Here is a 14,734-nt window from a genome sequence, read left to right as displayed (position 1 = left end):
ATGTCCACATCTGGTTCGCAGCTTCTTCGCCTCGCCACCGCCGGTAGCGTCGACGACGGTAAATCGACACTCGTCGGACGGTTGCTGTACGACACGAAATCGGTGCTGGCAGACCAGATCGACGCCGTCACCCGGGCGTCGGTCGACCGTGGCCTGAGCACACCCGACCTGTCGCTACTGGTGGACGGCCTCCGAGCCGAACGCGAGCAGGGCATCACGATCGACGTCGCGTACCGCTACTTCGCCACGCCTGCACGGTCTTTCGTGCTCGCCGACACTCCCGGCCATGTTCAGTACACACGCAACACGGTGTCCGGTGCGTCGACGGCGCAGTTGGTGATTCTGCTGGTCGACGCCCGCAAAGGTGTCATCACACAAACTCGTCGTCACGCTGCTGTTCTGGCGCTCCTCGGTGTGCCGAAGCTGGTTCTCGCGGTCAACAAGATCGACCTCGTCGAGGATCCGGCTCAGGTGTTCGCGGACATCTCGGCCGAGTTCAACTCGCTCACATCGTCACTCGGATGGGCGTCGGAGGACGTCGTCGAGATTCCGGTGTCCGCGCTGCACGGTGACAACGTCGCGGTCCGGTCGACCAACACTCCGTACTACGACGGCCCCACGCTCATAGAGCACCTCGAATCCGTTCCCGTCGACGCCGAGCCCCATCGCGTCGGCCTGCGGTTCCCGGTGCAGTACGTCATCCGTCCACGGACGGCCGACTTCCCCGATTACCGCGGTTACGCGGGCCAGGTCGCGGCAGGAGCCGTCACCCCCGGGGACGAGGTGGTCGTGTTGCCTTCCGGAACCCGTACCACCGTCGAGCGAATCGACACGGCCGACGGAGAACTCGATTCCGCACACGCAGGGCGCAGCGTCACGCTGATCCTCGCCGACGACGTCGACGTCTCCCGAGGCGACACCATCGTCTCGCCGCAGGACGCTCCCGAGCCGATCGGCGAATTCGACGCCACCGTCTGCTGGCTCGCCGAGAAGCCCCTGCGTCCCGGTGCCCGCCTGCTGCTCAAGCACGGCACACGCACCACCCAGGCCATCGTCGGCACACTCGTCGAGAAGTTCGACGAGCAGAACCTCACGGCCGATCCTTCACCGGAATCGTTGGAGCTGAACGACATCGGACGCATCTCGGTGCGTGTCGCCGAGCCGATCGTCGCCGACGACTATGCCGTCAACCGGCACACGGGAAGCTTCCTGCTCATCGATCCCTCCGGCGGCAACACTCTTGCTGCCGGCCTCGTCGGCGACGCCCTGTCCGCGGTCGAGCTGGGGGAATCGGTACCGGCCTGACATGAGCGTCCTGATCGCCGTCGCCCACGGCAGTCGCGATCCGCGTTCCGCGGAAACCGTTGCTGCTGTGGTCGACGGCGTTCGACTTCGCCGTCCGGATCTGGACGTGCGGGTGGCGTATCTCGATCTGACCGAGCCTGCTGTCGGCACCGTCATCGGTGAGGTTGCGGCCGAGGGACATTCGTCCGCGGTCGTGGTTCCGCTCCTGCTCGGCAGCGCGTTCCATGCGCGCGTCGATCTTCCGGGCATACTCGACGCGGCGCGCGTCCGATACCCGTGGATGACGTTCACTCAGGCCGATGTACTCGGTGACGATTCGCGGCTGGTCGACGTGCTCCGCGCACGCGTACTGGGCACCGGCGTCGACCGTGACGACCCCGACGTCGCCGTTGCCGTCGCCGCCGTCGGATCCTCGGATTCGCTTGCAAATCGACGCACTCGCACGTTGGCGTCACGTCTTCTGGACGGAACCGAATGGTCGGGTGCGCAGGTCTGCTTCGCGACCGGGGTCGAATCCCCGCCTGCCGACGCCGTCGCGCGGCTGACAGCGGCGGGGCCCCGCCGAGTCGTCGTAGCCCCGTGGTTTCTCGCGCCGGGCTTGCTCATCGACAGAGTGTTCGGTGCGTTCGACAACTCGGCCCTACGTGCCGATGTGCTCGGCGACCACCCGCTCGTCGCGGACGTGGTGTCGTCCAGGTTCGACGAGGCACCGCGATATCAACCGAGAATCGACGAGTCCTCCACCGTCCGCCGGTAGGTGTAGAGCGTGGTGACCGCGCAGACGACGGTGGCGGCGATCAGCACCTGAGGGCCGGTGATGGCCAGGCTCATGATTCCGCCGACGAGAGCGCCGAGACTGAACGCTGCGTAGAGCAGGAAGTATTCGAGCCAGTCCTTGACCGATCCGCCGCTGATGTGACGCTCGATCCCCTGCCCCATCTTCACCAATGTTCCTGTGACGTAACTCAGCGGGATCGACACTTCACCATTCTTCACGAACGACGTGTTGAGCGCGCCCATTGCGAAGGAGATGAACAGGATCGGCACGAACTGCACCTGCGGAGCGCTCCATCCGCTCATCACGACGTCGACCACGGATGCGATCGCCAACGCGATGGTGGTGAGTACGGTTGCGCCGTGTGGATGATCGCGCCAGACGTGGCGCCGACACAGCGACGCGATGACGACGCCTGCGACGAACGTCAGGATCAGCAGAATCGCTGCAGCGGCCATGGCGTTCTCACCTCGGAAGAATCCGACCGCGCCGCGCTCGGTGTTTCCCGTCATGAACGTCACGAAGTATCCACCGGTGTTGGTGAACGCTGCGGCACCGACCAACCCGGCGAGGCCGGCGAGCACCCAGGACAGTCGGGCGTGAGAGCTGAACATTTCTCGCATGCACCCCGACGGTAGCGGGGCCTATCCCGAGGTTCCCGGTGGAATTCGTCACGGTGGGCGTAGCGGTGCGACCACGTCACGTGGAGATGCGATTATCACGGACTGCCGTTACAGTCCCGGCGCGCGTGCGCCGGGACCGTGACGCCATGGAGCCGAAATCCGTTGCTGCTAGCTGGAAGTGGCACTCTCCAGCGGATCCGTCTGCACGGCATCACCCGTCGGCGCGATCTCCGGGATCCTCGTCGCTCTGGCGTACACGGTTTCGCCGGGGTTCAGCTGCAGCGCTTCACTGTCGCCGCGGGTGATCTGCGCCGCGAACAATTCTCCGGTGGCCGCGTTCTGGAGTTCGACCTTCACCTCGAACCCGAGATGCACGACACGCTGGACGACGGCGCGCGTGACGCCTGCGGATTCGGCGGTCCCGTTCTCCTGAGCGAGAGCCAGCGACGGGTCTCGGCCGACCCGGATGTCGTGCGGGCGAACCAATTGACCGTTGAGCTTGGCAACCTGCCCGAGGAACGACATGACGAAATCGTTGCCCGGACGGTCGTAGAGATCCTCGGGCGAACCGACCTGTTCTATTCGCCCCTTGTTGAGAACGGCGATCCGGTCGGCGACGTCGAGCGCCTCTTCCTGATCGTGCGTCACCAAAACGGTGGTGACGTGCACTTCGTCGTGCAGCCGCCGCAGCCACGTGCGCAGGTCCTCACGGACCTTCGCGTCGAGTGCACCGAAGGGCTCGTCGAGAAGCAGGACCTGAGGGTCGACGGCAAGGGCCCGTGCCAATGCCATGCGCTGGCGTTGACCACCGGACAGCTGTGCAGGGAACCGAGTCTGGAAACCCGCCAGTCCGACGATCTCGAGCAGGTCGTCGACCTTGCGTTTGATCTCGTCCTTGGGACGCTTCCTGATCTTAAGACCGAACGCGACGTTGTCCCGGACGCTGAGATGCTTGAACGCGGCGTAGTGCTGGAAGACGAACCCGATCTCGCGCTTCTGAGGGCTGATCCACGTCACGTCCTGCCCACCGAGGATTACCTGGCCGGAGTCCAACTGTTCCAGACCAGCAATCGATCTCAGGAGCGTCGACTTGCCGGAACCGCTCGGCCCGAGCAGCGCGGTCAACGAACCCTTGGGGATGTCGATGCTGACGTTGTCGAGGGCCGCGAAGTCGCCGTAGTGCTTGTTGGCACCGATGACGGAGATCTCGATGTCGTCCGATTTCTGTACGGTCATTACTTCGTCCTCTTCTTGTCGAGGGTCGTCATCAGCAACAGCACGATGACGGCGATTGCCATGAGGAGAGTCGATGCCGCATAGGCGCCCTGCTGGTTGAAGTCCTCGTACCTCGAATGAACCAACAGCGTCAGGGTCTGAGAGATGCCGGGAAGGTTGGTGGACACCATGATCACAGCACCGAACTCACCGAGCGAACGTGCGACGGTCAACACGATCCCGTAGGTAAGACCCCAACGAATGGCGGGCAGGGTGATGCGCCAGAACGTCTGCAACGACGACGCACCCAACGTCGACGCGGCTTCTTCCTGCTCCTCGCCGATCTCGTACAGAACCGGCTCCACCTCGCGAACCACGAACGGCAGCGTCACGAAGATGGTCGCGATGACCATGCCTGGAAGCGCGAAGATGACCGTGAAACCCAGGGTTTCGAGTCCACCGAACCAACCGTTCGCACCCCACAACAGGATCAGTGCCACACCGATGACGACGGGTGACACCGCGAACGGAAGGTCGACAATCGCTTCGAGCACGCCTTTGCCGCGGAACCGACCGCGAACCAGAGCGAGCGCGGTGATGACACCGAAGACCACGTTCACCGGCACGACGATCGCCACGATCAGCAGCGACAGCTGCAAGGCGGATTGCGCTGCCGGAGTGGTGATCAACCCCCAGAACTCGAGGAAGCCGTTCTCGAACGTGCGGTACAGAATGGCACCGAGCGGGAACAGCACGAGGGCAGCGAGATACAGCAACGCAATCGACCGGAGCGACAGCTTGACCGGTAATCCGATCCTCATCGAATCTGCTCCTCACGACGTGCCAGGCGATTGCCGACGATGCGCAGGACGAACAGAACCACGAACGCGAAAGCAAGCAACACGACCGAGATCGCGGCGGCGTCGACGGTCTGGTCGTACTCGATCAACTCGCGAATGTACTGCGAGGCGATCTGCGTGTCGCCCGGAATGTTGCCACCGATCAGCACGACCGAGCCGAATTCACCGATGGCCCTAGCGAAGGCGAGTCCGGTTCCGGTCAGCACGGACGGGAGCAGAACCGGCAGAATGATCGACCTGAAGATCGTCCAGTTGTTCGCGCCCAACGACGCCGCAGCTTCCTCGACCTCTTGATCCAACTCGATCAACACGGGCTGCACGGCACGAACCACGAACGGCAGGGTGACGAACAGCAGTGCGACGACCACTGCGGGCTTGGTCGCGTTGAACACCAGGCCGACCGGGCTCGCCGGTCCGTACAGAGACAGCAGCACCAGGCTGGCCACGATGGTCGGCAGCGCGAACGGAAGGTCGATCAGCGCGTTCACGAAGCGCTTGCCCGGAAACTCGTCACGAACGAGAACCCACGCGATGAGCGTGCCGAACACCAGGTTGATGACGGCGGCCGCCGCCGAGACCTCCAACGTGACCTTGAACGTCGCGATCGCTCGAGGCTCGGTGACCGCGTCCCAGAAGCCGGCGAGGCCGTCGTCGAACGATTTGACGGTGAGCGCAGCGAGCGGCAGGAGCACGATGATGCTGAGCCACAGCACCGCGACGCCGAGACCGAACGGCCCGACGGACCCGGGACCTCGAAACTTTCTTCCCTTACGTTGCGACATGTCAGCTATTTGGTGCTGTCTTTGTAGATCGTCGTGATTGCACCGGTATCACCGAAGAGCTCGGAATCGACGACGTCCCACCCACCGAGATCGTCGATCGTGCGCAGGTTCTGCGGGGTGAAGAACTTGTCCGAGAATTCTGCAGCGATTTCCGGGTTGGTCGGACGGAAGCCGGACTCGGCCCAGATGCGCTGGCCTTCGTCGGTGTAGATGAAGTCGTTGAGTGCGTTTGCCTTCTCCAGCTGCGAACTCGTGTTGACGACCGCTACCGGGTTGTCGATTCGGAAGGTGTCGGCCACGTCGATGTGCTCGACGGGCTGTCCCTGCTCCTCGATCAGCAGCGCTTCGTTCTCGTAGCTCAACAGGACATCACCCTGCCCCTGCAGGAACGCCTCCGTTGCGGCGCGGCCCGATTCCGGCTGCACCGGGAAGTGCCCGGACACGAGCTGCTGGACGTAGTCGAGTCCGGCCTGCTTGTCCTGGCCGCCGTTGCTCTTGGCTGCGTAGGGAGCCAGAAGGTTCCACTTGGCGGAACCGGAGCTGAGGGGGCTCGGGCTGATCACCTGAACGTCGGGCTTCAGCAGATCGTCCCAGGTCTGAATGTTCTTGGGGTTGCCCTCGCGCACCACCAAGGTCACCACCGAACCGAAAGGCACACCGCCGTAGGCGTTCTCGTTCCAGCCCTCGTCGACTTTGCCTGCCTTCACGAGACGCGTGATGTCCGGCTCGACGGAGAAGTTCACGATGTCCGCCGGCGCGCCGTCGGCGACCTTGCGAGACTGATTACCCGAGGCACCGTAATCGGCGTTGATGGCGGTATCCCGGCCGTCCTCGGTGGCCTCGAATGCAGGCCCGATGGCATCCCACCCATTCTTCGGGACCGCGTACCCGACGAGAGTCAGTGTCGAACCGCTGCTCGACCCACCGTCGGCCCCGACGGTATCGCTCGACCCACCGCCGCACGCAGCGAGGACCAGAGTTCCCACAGCAGCGAAGGTGGTGAGCAGGTATCGAGAGTTGAGCCTCATCGAGAAGTGCCTTTCATCGAATGTGAATCTGATTTGTCGTTGACGGAATCCGTGGAGCAACCGAGGACCGCACACACCTGCTCGAATCATGCCCACCGGATAGCACGGTGAAGCGTCCTTCGGGCACGCGGGCGAGAACCCCGCACGGCGCAGCGCACGCTTCTCAGGCGCGGGGCAGTACGGACTGGGCAGGCGGCCGAATCAGGACGCGGATCGACAACAGTCGATATCCGCGACTGCAAGCATGCCGACCGCGATCAACGCCAGTTCATGGCGGACCTGGTACTCGGCAGCGGCAGACACGGACAGAAATCTAGCAGAGGAACCCGGCGGACTCTAATTGCGCGGGCACGCGTGCGATCACCTGGTCAGAAACCATGCCAGAACGACGAGTACGAGCAGTGCGATCAGGGCCAGCGTGACCCTCGACTTCGGCATCAATGACCTTCCGCGACGGGCGACTCGGACGCATCTTTCTCGGCACGCGCGTCACGTCCGAGGGCATGAAGGACAACAGCCAGAACTCGATCGAACACCCGAGCCAATCCCAGCGCGGCCGGAACTAAAACGAGCAGGACGACGAGCGACTGCGGCACGAACGGCAGCCCGGTGATCCACAGCTCGATCCCGTCCCACCACGTTGCCACTGCATGCACGAACCTCAGCCTAGAGGGCACGTGCGCCACGCCGAAAATCGCCACCGGTGGACGCCGGGCACCGGTGGCGTCGATGATTGAGCGATGACGGCCTTCGACGAACGTTCCACCGTGGTGCCCGTGCCCGACGATTCGATTCCCCGACCAGGCTCTCCCGACGGCGACGGCCTTGACCCGCAGGGAGTGTTGTCGAGTACCGAAGCGCCGGTGTCGACCATCACCACCGGCCGAAGCGCATTTCCTCCGATCGATGATTACGCGTTTCTCTCCGACTGCGAGACAACGTGCCTGATCGCTCGCAACGGCTCCGTCGAGTGGATGTGCGTTCCCCGTCCCGACTCCCCCAGCATTTTCGGTGCCGTTCTCGATCGGAGCGCCGGACACTTCCGCGTCGGCCCCTACGGCCAATCGGTTCCCGCCGCGCGCCGCTACCTGCCCGGTGGATTGATCGTCGAGACCACGTGGCAGACCGAGACGGGCTGGCTCGTCGTCCGTGATGCATTGGTGATGGGGCCCTGGCACAACACCGATCAACGCTCACGAACACACAAGCGGGCCCCGTCGGACTGGGATGCGGAACACATTCTGCTGCGCACCGTCAAGTGTGTCAGCGGCACCGTCGAACTCGAGATGAGTTGCGAGCCGGCGTTCGACTACCACCGCGCGCCCGCCCGCTGGGAGTACACGGGAAAGGTGTACGAGGAGGCGACGGCGACGTGCGAGGCCAGCTCGGTCGGTGACCAACCGACGTTGAAGCTCACCACCAACCTCCGGATCGGCATCGAGGGTCGCGAGGCGCGCGCACGCACCCGAATGACCGAGGGCGACAACATCTTCGTGGCACTGTCCTGGTCGGATCTGCCCGCACCGCAGACGTTCGAGGAAGCGGCGGACAAGATGTGGCGCACGTCCGAGTGCTGGCGCCAGTGGATCACCATCGGCCGCTTCCCCGATCACCCGTGGCGCGGCTACCTGCAGCGCAGCGCGCTCGCCCTGAAGGGGTTGACGTACGCACCCACCGGCGCCCTGCTGGCGGCGTCGACGACGTCGTTGCCGGAGACTCCTGGAGGAGAACGCAACTGGGACTATCGCTATGCGTGGGTACGCGATTCGACGTTCGCCCTGTGGGGGCTCTACACCCTCGGACTCGACCGTGAGGCGAACGACTTCTTCTCGTTCATGTCCGACGTGTCGATGACCGAGGACGGCAAAGCCAATCCGCTGCAGGTGATGTACGGCATCGGCGGCGAGAAGACGCTGGAGGAAAGCGAGCTGTCCCACCTGTCCGGGTACGACGGCGCAAAGCCGGTCCGAATCGGCAACGGTGCCTACAACCAGGAGCAGCACGACATCTGGGGCACCATGCTGGATTCGGTGTACCTGCACGTCAAGTCACGCGAACACGTTCCGGAGTCTCTGTGGCCGCTGCTCAAGCGTCAGGTCGAGGAGGCCATCGCCAACTGGCGGAAACCGGACCGCGGCATCTGGGAGGTGCGCGGCGAGCCGCAGCACTTCACCTCGTCGAAGGTGATGTGTTGGGTGGCGCTCGATCGGGGCGCGAAGCTCGCGTCCATCCACGGCGAGACCGACTACGCGGACCAGTGGAACGAGATCGCCGACGAGATCAAGGCCGACATTCTCGAACACGGCGTCGACGACCGCGGTGTGCTGACGCAGCGGTACGGACACGAGTCGCTCGATGCCTCCCTGCTGCTGGTTCCGCTGCTTCGCTTCCTCCCCGCGGACGATCATCGCGTGCGGGCAACGGTCCTGGCGATCGCCGACGAATTGACCGTCGACGGCTTGGTCCTGCGGTACATGGTGGACACCACCGACGACGGTCTGGAGGGCGAGGAGGGAACGTTCACCATCTGCTCGTTCTGGCTAGTGTCCGCGCTCGTCGAGATCGGTGAGCTCGCCCGCGCGAAGCACCTGTGCGAACGGTTGTTGGGGTACGCCAGCCCGCTCAAGCTCTACGCGGAGGAAATCGACGCGAGGTCGGGACGGCACCTGGGCAACTTCCCGCAGGCATTCACTCACCTGGCGCTGATCAACGCGGTCGTCCACGTGATCCGCGCGGAGGAAGCCCAGGCCGCCGGCCACTTCCAGCCGGCACACACCAACTGACGTGAGTGGAAATGTAGGCCCAGGCCTACATTTCCACGCACAACGACAGTGGTCGACTCACTGCAACTGGGTCGCCCATTCCGCCATCAGGTCCGTCGCCGACGCCGCGCGTGCGCGTCGGTGACCGGTTCCGGCCCACATCGACAGCGCCGACGGGTCCCCGGCTGCACCGGACTTCGCGCGCATCGGAGCGGTCAGGTAGTGCAGGTCCGGGTACGCGAGCGGGGCGTCACCGGAGTGATCTCGCATGAACTCGTTGACGATTCCGCGCGCGGGGCGTCCCGAGAATGCGCGGGTCACGGCGGTCTCTTCGGTGGCGGTCAGCTGCTCTCGGTGGACCGGTCGCGTTCCCGCTTCGGCCGTGTTCAGAAACGCCGTGCCCAGCTGAGCAGCGTGCGCCGCTCCGGATTTCAACAGCGGTGCAACGTCGTTGCCGTCCATCAGGCCGCCCGCAGCGATACGAGGCAGAGCGGACGCCCGCCGCACCACCTCGAGCAGCTCCGCCAACGGTTCCTCGGGAGCCGAGCCGTCGAAGCTTCCGCGGTGTCCACCGGCCTCGGGACCTTGGACGATCAGCGCGTCGACGCCGTTGGCCTCGGCTTCCTCGGCTTCGCGTGCGGAGGTCACCGTGCACCACACTTCGGTGCCGACCTCGTGGAGAGCGGCAACTTCCGCCGTGTCGAACGTCCCGAACGTACTCGACACGAGTGGAACCGGATACTGCACCAGCCAGCGGAACTTCTCCGGGTAGAAATCGTCACGCCTGGTCAGTTCACCGCGTGGAGCGTCGTACTTCTCCAGCCACGGTGCGATTCGATCGGCGTACGCGTCGACATCAGCACCGGAGGGGTCGTCGGGAAGGAACAGGTTGACGCCGAACAGGACCTCTCGCAGCGAATCCACCTTCGCCGCGAAAGCGTCCAGGTCGAGCAGTGCGCCGGCCAGCATGCCGAGGCCTCCGGCCCGCGAGACCGCGGCAGCCAGCTCAGGAGTGGACGGCCCGCCTGCCATCGGCGCACTGATGATCGGAATGGTCAGTTCGTTCAGGAGTCTCGTCGTCACACTCCGTGAAACTACTCCGTGACTATTTCTTGGGCTTGTCCGCCGACGACTCCGAGGACAGTGCAGCGACGAATGCTTCCTGCGGCACGTCCACGCGACCGATCGTCTTCATGCGCTTCTTGCCTTCCTTCTGCTTCTCGAGCAGTTTGCGCTTACGGCTGATGTCACCGCCGTAGCACTTGGCGAGAACGTCCTTACGGATCGCTCGAATGTTCTCGCGGGCAATGATTCTGGATCCGATCGCAGCCTGGATGGGCACCTCGAACTGCTGACGAGGAATCAGTTCCTTGAGTTTGGTCGTCATCTTGTTGCCGTACGCGGCTGCGGCGTCCTTGTGCACGATCGCCGAGAACGCGTCGACGGCCTCGCCCTGCAGCAGGATGTCGACCTTGACGAGCGCCGCACTCTGCTCGCCGACCTCCTCGTAGTCGAGGCTGGCGTAGCCGCGGGTGCGCGACTTCAGGATGTCGAAGAAGTCGAAGATGATCTCGGCCATGGGGATGGTGTAGCGGAGCTCGACACGCGTTTCGGACAGGTAGTCCATGCCGCCGAGCTCGCCACGCCTCCCCTGGCACAGTTCCATGATGGATCCGATGAACTCGCTCGGGGAGATGATGGTGCACTTGACCATCGGCTCGAACACGTCGCGTGTCTTGCCTTCCGGCCAGTACGACGGGTTGGTCACGATGTGCTCGGCGCCGTCCTCCATCTCCACTCGGTACACCACGTTGGGTGAGGTGGAGATCAGGTCCAGGTTGAACTCCCGCTCGAGACGCTCGCGGGTGATCTCCATGTGCAGCAGACCGAGGAAGCCGCAACGGAAACCGAAGCCGAGCGCCACGGACGTCTCGGGCTCGTAGGTCAGTGCTGCGTCGTTCAGCTGCAGCTTTTCGAGTGCATCGCGCAGGTCCGGATAGTCGGACCCGTCGAGGGGATAGAGCCCGGAGTACACCATCGGCCGCGGCTCGCGGTATCCGGTCAGAGGTTCCGTCGCGCCCTTGCGTGCCGTGGTGACGGTGTCACCGACCTTCGACTGACGCACATCCTTGACGCCCGTGATGAGGTACCCCACCTCGCCGACGCCCAGGCCCTTGGTCGCCTTCGGATCCGGCGACACGATGCCGACCTCGAGAAGCTCGTGTGTCGACCCCGTCGACATCATCGTGACCTTCTCACGAGGATTCAACGCACCATCGACGACACGAACATAGGTCACGACGCCGCGGTACGTGTCGTAGACGGAGTCGAAAATCATCGCGCGGGCCGGGCCGTCGGCGTCACCGACAGGAGCGGGCACCTGCTTGACGACCTCGTTCAGCAACTCCTCGACACCGACACCCGTCTTGCCCGACACGCGCAGGACGTCGTCCGGCTCGCAGCCGATGATGTGAGCGATCTCCGCGGCATAGCGATCCGGATCGGCAGCAGGCAGGTCGATCTTGTTGAGCACAGGAATGATCGTCAGCTCTTTGTCGAGCGCCAGGTACAGGTTCGCGAGCGTCTGAGCCTCGATACCCTGCGCTGCGTCGACGAGCAGAACAGCACCCTCACACGCCTCGAGAGCACGAGACACCTCGTACGTGAAGTCGACGTGACCAGGTGTGTCGATCAGGTGGAGAACGAACTCTTCACCATCGACGACCCACGGCAGGCGCACGTTCTGCGCCTTGATCGTGATGCCACGTTCACGCTCGATGTCCATGCGGTCGAGGTACTGAGCACGCATCGACCGATCGTCGACGACGCCCGTGAGCTGCAGCATCCGGTCAGCCAGCGTCGACTTGCCGTGGTCGATGTGGGCAATGATGCAGAAGTTCCTGATCCGTGCGGGGTCAGTGAACGTCGTGTCGGCGAAGCTGGGCACTCGTATCCTTTGCTGGCGTTTGCAAGAGAGAACCCGACTATCGTCCCACAGGCCCATTCCACAGGCTCCACTCCCGCCTGCCCCACCAAGGTCATTGCGCAGGCTCCACTCCCACCCGCCCCACCAAGGTCGTTCCGCAGGCTCCACTCCCGCCCGCCCATGTCCTGGCTCGACGGGTTCCGCGGGCCGGGTCGCTAAACTCGACGCTCATGGCGGGCAACTGGAGCAAATTGGGCAAGCAACTCGGGAAAATTGCGCTACGGGAGGGCCCGAGACTGTTTCGCCAATTGCAGAATTCCGGCGCCCTGCAGAAGGGCAAGGACGCGATTGCCGGGAACTCGTCGCCGGCACCCGGCCCCACGCCGGGTCGCCCGGTGGCGTCGAAGACCGTTCCGACGGCCCATCGAGCGCGTCGGGTCGAGTACTCCCCCGATCTCGACGGCAAGGCCGATCCCGGTGAGATCGTGTGGACGTGGGTCACGTACGAGGAGGATGCGAGTCAGGGCAAGGACCGCCCGGTGCTCGTCGTCGGCCGTGACGGACAGACCCTTCTCGGGTTGATGCTGTCCAGCCAGGACAAGCGCGACGGTGACCCGGATTGGGTGTCGATCGGGTCGGGGTCGTGGGATGCGGAAGGTCGGCCGAGTTGGATCAGGCTCGACCGTGTTCTCGACGTGCCGGAGAGCGGCATCCGGCGTGAGGGCGCCATCCTGGCCAAGGGAAAGTTCGACGCCGTCGCCGCCCGTCTGCGTAAGGATTACAGCTGGTCCTGACCGGCACGGTCAGGAGTCGAGCCTGTCGTACCGTCCGAACACTCCGCGGTACATCAGCGCGCCGAGCGCGCCGCCGATCAGAGGGAACACGATGAACACCCAGAGCTGACCGAGTGCGCCCGGTTGCCAGGGTGCGACGGCCAGGCTGCGAGCCGGGTTCACCGATGTGTTGTCGATCGGGATCGACACGAGGTGGATCACGACGAGAGTGAACCCGATCGACACTCCGGCGAGCGGAACATCGGAGATCTGATCGGTCGACGCGAGAACGACGAACACCAGCAGCGCCGTCAGAAGCACTTCGACGAGGATGGCCGCGCCGATGCCGTATCCGTTCTCGAGGATGCCTCCGAGGGGTCCCTCGATCGCCGACGGGCTGTGCGGGCCCCACCCGTTGGCGCCGAGACCGTTCACCGCACGGTCGTAGGAGGGCAGGCTGTTCGCGACAGCGAACAGCACGGCACCCGCGATCAGGGCGCCCACGATCTGCGCAACGATGTAGAGCGCCGCGGCCTTCGCAGTCAGCTTGCCCAGCAACGCCTGTCCGACGGTCACCGCCGGGTTGACGTGGCATCCCGATATCGGCCCGATCGCGTAGACCAGGAAGAGCAGCGTCAGGCCGAAGGCCAACGCCACACCGAGATTACCGACCTTGTCGCCGGCGAACACCGCCGTCCCGACGGCGGTGAACACGAGGACGAACGTGCCTATCGCCTCGGCCACGCATTTCTTCGTGTCCGAGATGACTTCCGGTTCGACGTACTCCTGTGCGGTCGACATTGCCCACCCCTGCTCGATAGGACTTCCCACCCTGCCGAGCAGTACGTTACGCCAGCCTTGTGATCTCCACCACAACATCGAGGGCAGTGGATCCGCCGCCCGAGAAGATGCCCTTCAGTGGTGGCACGTCCGCGTAGTCACGACCGAGACCGACCGAGACGTGTTGCTCGTTGACGGCGATGGCATTGGTGGGGTCGTATCCCCACCAGGCACCGGTCCACGCTTCGATCCAGGCGTGAGACTGCCCTTCCACCGACGCACCGATGACGGCATCCTTCTTGGGGTGCAGGTAGCCGGAGACGTAGCGGCTGGGAATCCCGAGGCTACGCAACAGGAGCAGCGTCAGGTGCGCGTAATCCTGGCAGACGCCTTTCTTCTCGGACCAGGCCTCGACCGCCGAGGTGTGTACGCCCGTGGTTCCCGGAACGTAGGACATCTCCTGGTTCACCCAGTTCGCGATCTCCACGACCGACTCCTGAGGCGGCAGCCCCTTGGAGAGCTTTTTCGCGATCGCCGCGAGCTGCCGATTCTTGGGAACGTAGACGGTGTTGTCGAGCACTTCGTTGAAGCGGTCGATCACGGGCTCGCTCGCGAGTTCCTCCCACGACGCGTTCTCCTCCGGCGCCAGGAACGGATCGGTTTCGACGACGGACGACCCCGTCACTTCCAGTTCCGTGTGCGGTGCGTGCAGATCGAAGGCGGTCACCGCCGTACCCCAGTAGTCGGTGTACCGGTAACTTCTGGTCACCGGATTGGTCTCGACCCGATTCAGAATGACGTTCTGGCGGTTGTCACTTCGCGGTGTCAGGCGCGCCTCGTTGTAGGACGACGTCACCGGAGCGTCGTATTGATAGCCCGTGGTGTGGACAACGCGCATACGCCAG

15 protein-coding genes are annotated in these 14,734 nt (G+C 64.3%); 4 read left to right on the top strand and 11 right to left on the bottom strand.

Going from position 1 to position 14,734, the window contains the following annotated elements; genetic code table 11:
• Both CH292_RS18890 and CH292_RS18885 read left to right on the top strand, forming a co-directional pair.
• Window positions 1–1,305 carry a sulfate adenylyltransferase subunit 1 gene (locus CH292_RS18890; RefSeq protein ID WP_019667501.1) on the top strand — a complete coding sequence of 435 codons (1,305 nt, stop codon included), beginning with the start codon at window positions 1–3 and terminating at the stop codon, window positions 1,303–1,305.
• Between the two features lies 1 nt (window position 1,306).
• Window positions 1,307–2,062 carry a sirohydrochlorin chelatase gene (locus CH292_RS18885; protein ID WP_033190459.1) on the top strand — a complete coding sequence of 252 codons (756 nt, stop codon included), beginning with the start codon at window positions 1,307–1,309 and terminating at the stop codon, window positions 2,060–2,062.
• On the opposite strand, the gene CH292_RS18880 is transcribed toward CH292_RS18885, so the two are convergent.
• The 7 genes from CH292_RS18880 to CH292_RS18855 form a co-directional block, all read right to left on the bottom strand.
• Complete coding sequence (locus CH292_RS18880; protein ID WP_020111637.1) at window positions 2,023–2,694, bottom strand: YoaK family protein; 672 nt, start codon at window positions 2,692–2,694, stop codon at window positions 2,023–2,025. The two genes, CH292_RS18885 and CH292_RS18880, sit on opposite strands and share 40 nt — an antisense overlap.
• 177 nt (window positions 2,695–2,871) lie before the next feature.
• Window positions 2,872–3,939: a sulfate/molybdate ABC transporter ATP-binding protein gene (locus CH292_RS18875; RefSeq protein ID WP_019667504.1), complete on the bottom strand. Its 1,068-nt coding sequence runs from the start codon at window positions 3,937–3,939 to the stop codon at window positions 2,872–2,874.
• Entirely contained in the window at window positions 3,939–4,739 is an 801-nt protein-coding gene (gene cysW / locus CH292_RS18870) for a sulfate ABC transporter permease subunit CysW (RefSeq protein WP_019667505.1), read from the bottom strand. The genes CH292_RS18875 and cysW overlap by 1 nt, the downstream gene beginning before the upstream one ends.
• A complete protein-coding gene (gene cysT, locus CH292_RS18865) occupies window positions 4,736–5,560 on the bottom strand; it encodes a sulfate ABC transporter permease subunit CysT (RefSeq protein WP_179278001.1) in 825 nt (274 codons plus the stop codon). The genes cysW and cysT overlap by 4 nt, the downstream gene beginning before the upstream one ends.
• A 5-nt stretch (window positions 5,561–5,565) precedes the next feature.
• Window positions 5,566–6,588, bottom strand: coding sequence for a sulfate ABC transporter substrate-binding protein (locus tag CH292_RS18860; protein WP_037107411.1), 1,023 nt, complete (start codon window positions 6,586–6,588; stop codon window positions 5,566–5,568).
• Window positions 6,589–6,789: 201 nt separating this feature from the next.
• Window positions 6,790–6,891 carry an Ms4533A family Cys-rich leader peptide gene (locus tag CH292_RS29660; RefSeq protein ID WP_342585472.1) on the bottom strand — a complete coding sequence of 34 codons (102 nt, stop codon included), beginning with the start codon at window positions 6,889–6,891 and terminating at the stop codon, window positions 6,790–6,792.
• A 134-nt stretch (window positions 6,892–7,025) separates the two neighbouring features.
• A complete protein-coding gene (locus tag CH292_RS18855) occupies window positions 7,026–7,244 on the bottom strand; it encodes a hypothetical protein (protein ID WP_241483682.1) in 219 nt (72 codons plus the stop codon).
• An 84-nt stretch (window positions 7,245–7,328) separates the two neighbouring features.
• Between CH292_RS18855 and CH292_RS18850 the strand changes: the two genes are divergently transcribed.
• The gene (locus tag CH292_RS18850; protein ID WP_019667509.1) at window positions 7,329–9,371 is read left to right on the top strand and encodes a glycoside hydrolase family 15 protein; all 2,043 of its coding nucleotides are present in this window, start codon (window positions 7,329–7,331) and stop codon (window positions 9,369–9,371) included.
• Window positions 9,372–9,428: 57 nt separating this feature from the next.
• Here the strand turns inward: CH292_RS18850 and CH292_RS18845 are convergent, their stop codons facing one another.
• Together CH292_RS18845 and lepA are read right to left on the bottom strand one after the other, a co-directional pair.
• On the bottom strand, window positions 9,429–10,433 hold the full coding sequence (locus CH292_RS18845; protein ID WP_094655434.1) for a nitronate monooxygenase: 1,005 nt from the start codon (window positions 10,431–10,433) through the stop codon (window positions 9,429–9,431).
• Between the two features lie 22 nt (window positions 10,434–10,455).
• Window positions 10,456–12,354 carry a translation elongation factor 4 gene (lepA, locus tag CH292_RS18840; protein WP_051127752.1) on the bottom strand — a complete coding sequence of 633 codons (1,899 nt, stop codon included), beginning with the start codon at window positions 12,352–12,354 and terminating at the stop codon, window positions 10,456–10,458.
• A gap of 152 nt (window positions 12,355–12,506) precedes the next feature.
• Here lepA and CH292_RS18835 point away from each other — a divergent pair, with 152 nt between their 5' ends.
• On the top strand, window positions 12,507–13,070 hold the full coding sequence (locus CH292_RS18835; RefSeq protein WP_019664685.1) for a type II toxin-antitoxin system PemK/MazF family toxin: 564 nt from the start codon (window positions 12,507–12,509) through the stop codon (window positions 13,068–13,070).
• 9 nt (window positions 13,071–13,079) lie between these two features.
• Here the strand turns inward: CH292_RS18835 and CH292_RS18830 are convergent, their stop codons facing one another.
• Window positions 13,080–13,850 (bottom strand): aquaporin, encoded by a 771-nt coding sequence (locus tag CH292_RS18830; RefSeq protein WP_019664686.1) that lies wholly within the window; start codon window positions 13,848–13,850, stop codon window positions 13,080–13,082.
• Window positions 13,851–13,896: 46 nt separating this feature from the next.
• Window positions 13,897–14,727, bottom strand: coding sequence for a transglutaminase family protein (locus CH292_RS18825; RefSeq protein WP_019664687.1), 831 nt, complete (start codon window positions 14,725–14,727; stop codon window positions 13,897–13,899).
• Window positions 14,728–14,734 lie beyond the last annotated feature (7 nt).

Source organism: Rhodococcus sp. 14-2470-1a (assembly GCF_002259425.1).
GTDB lineage: Bacteria > Actinomycetota > Actinomycetes > Mycobacteriales > Mycobacteriaceae > Rhodococcoides > Rhodococcoides fascians_E.
Note: the sequence above shows the minus strand (reverse complement) of the source record. Positions and strands in the feature narration are given on the sequence as shown.

What these genes read in the sequence shown, in the direction of transcription:
- cysT (WP_179278001.1), bottom strand. Translation starts at nt 5,560, where the DNA reads ATGTCGCAACGTAAGGGAAGAAAGTTTCGAGGTCCCGGGTCCGTCGGG.
- CH292_RS18850 (WP_019667509.1), top strand. Translation starts at nt 7,329, where the DNA reads ATGACGGCCTTCGACGAACGTTCCACCGTGGTGCCCGTGCCCGACGAT.
- CH292_RS18825 (WP_019664687.1), bottom strand. Translation starts at nt 14,727, where the DNA reads ATGCGCGTTGTCCACACCACGGGCTATCAATACGACGCTCCGGTGACG.
- CH292_RS18860 (WP_037107411.1), bottom strand. Translation starts at nt 6,588, where the DNA reads ATGAGGCTCAACTCTCGATACCTGCTCACCACCTTCGCTGCTGTGGGA.
- cysW (WP_019667505.1), bottom strand. Translation starts at nt 4,739, where the DNA reads ATGAGGATCGGATTACCGGTCAAGCTGTCGCTCCGGTCGATTGCGTTG.
- CH292_RS18890 (WP_019667501.1), top strand. Translation starts at nt 1, where the DNA reads ATGTCCACATCTGGTTCGCAGCTTCTTCGCCTCGCCACCGCCGGTAGC.
- CH292_RS18830 (WP_019664686.1), bottom strand. Translation starts at nt 13,850, where the DNA reads ATGTCGACCGCACAGGAGTACGTCGAACCGGAAGTCATCTCGGACACG.
- CH292_RS18880 (WP_020111637.1), bottom strand. Translation starts at nt 2,694, where the DNA reads ATGTTCAGCTCTCACGCCCGACTGTCCTGGGTGCTCGCCGGCCTCGCC.
- CH292_RS18875 (WP_019667504.1), bottom strand. Translation starts at nt 3,939, where the DNA reads ATGACCGTACAGAAATCGGACGACATCGAGATCTCCGTCATCGGTGCC.
- lepA (WP_051127752.1), bottom strand. Translation starts at nt 12,354, where the DNA reads ATGGGCCTGTGGGACGATAGTCGGGTTCTCTCTTGCAAACGCCAGCAA.
- CH292_RS18835 (WP_019664685.1), top strand. Translation starts at nt 12,507, where the DNA reads ATGGCGGGCAACTGGAGCAAATTGGGCAAGCAACTCGGGAAAATTGCG.
- CH292_RS18885 (WP_033190459.1), top strand. Translation starts at nt 1,307, where the DNA reads ATGAGCGTCCTGATCGCCGTCGCCCACGGCAGTCGCGATCCGCGTTCC.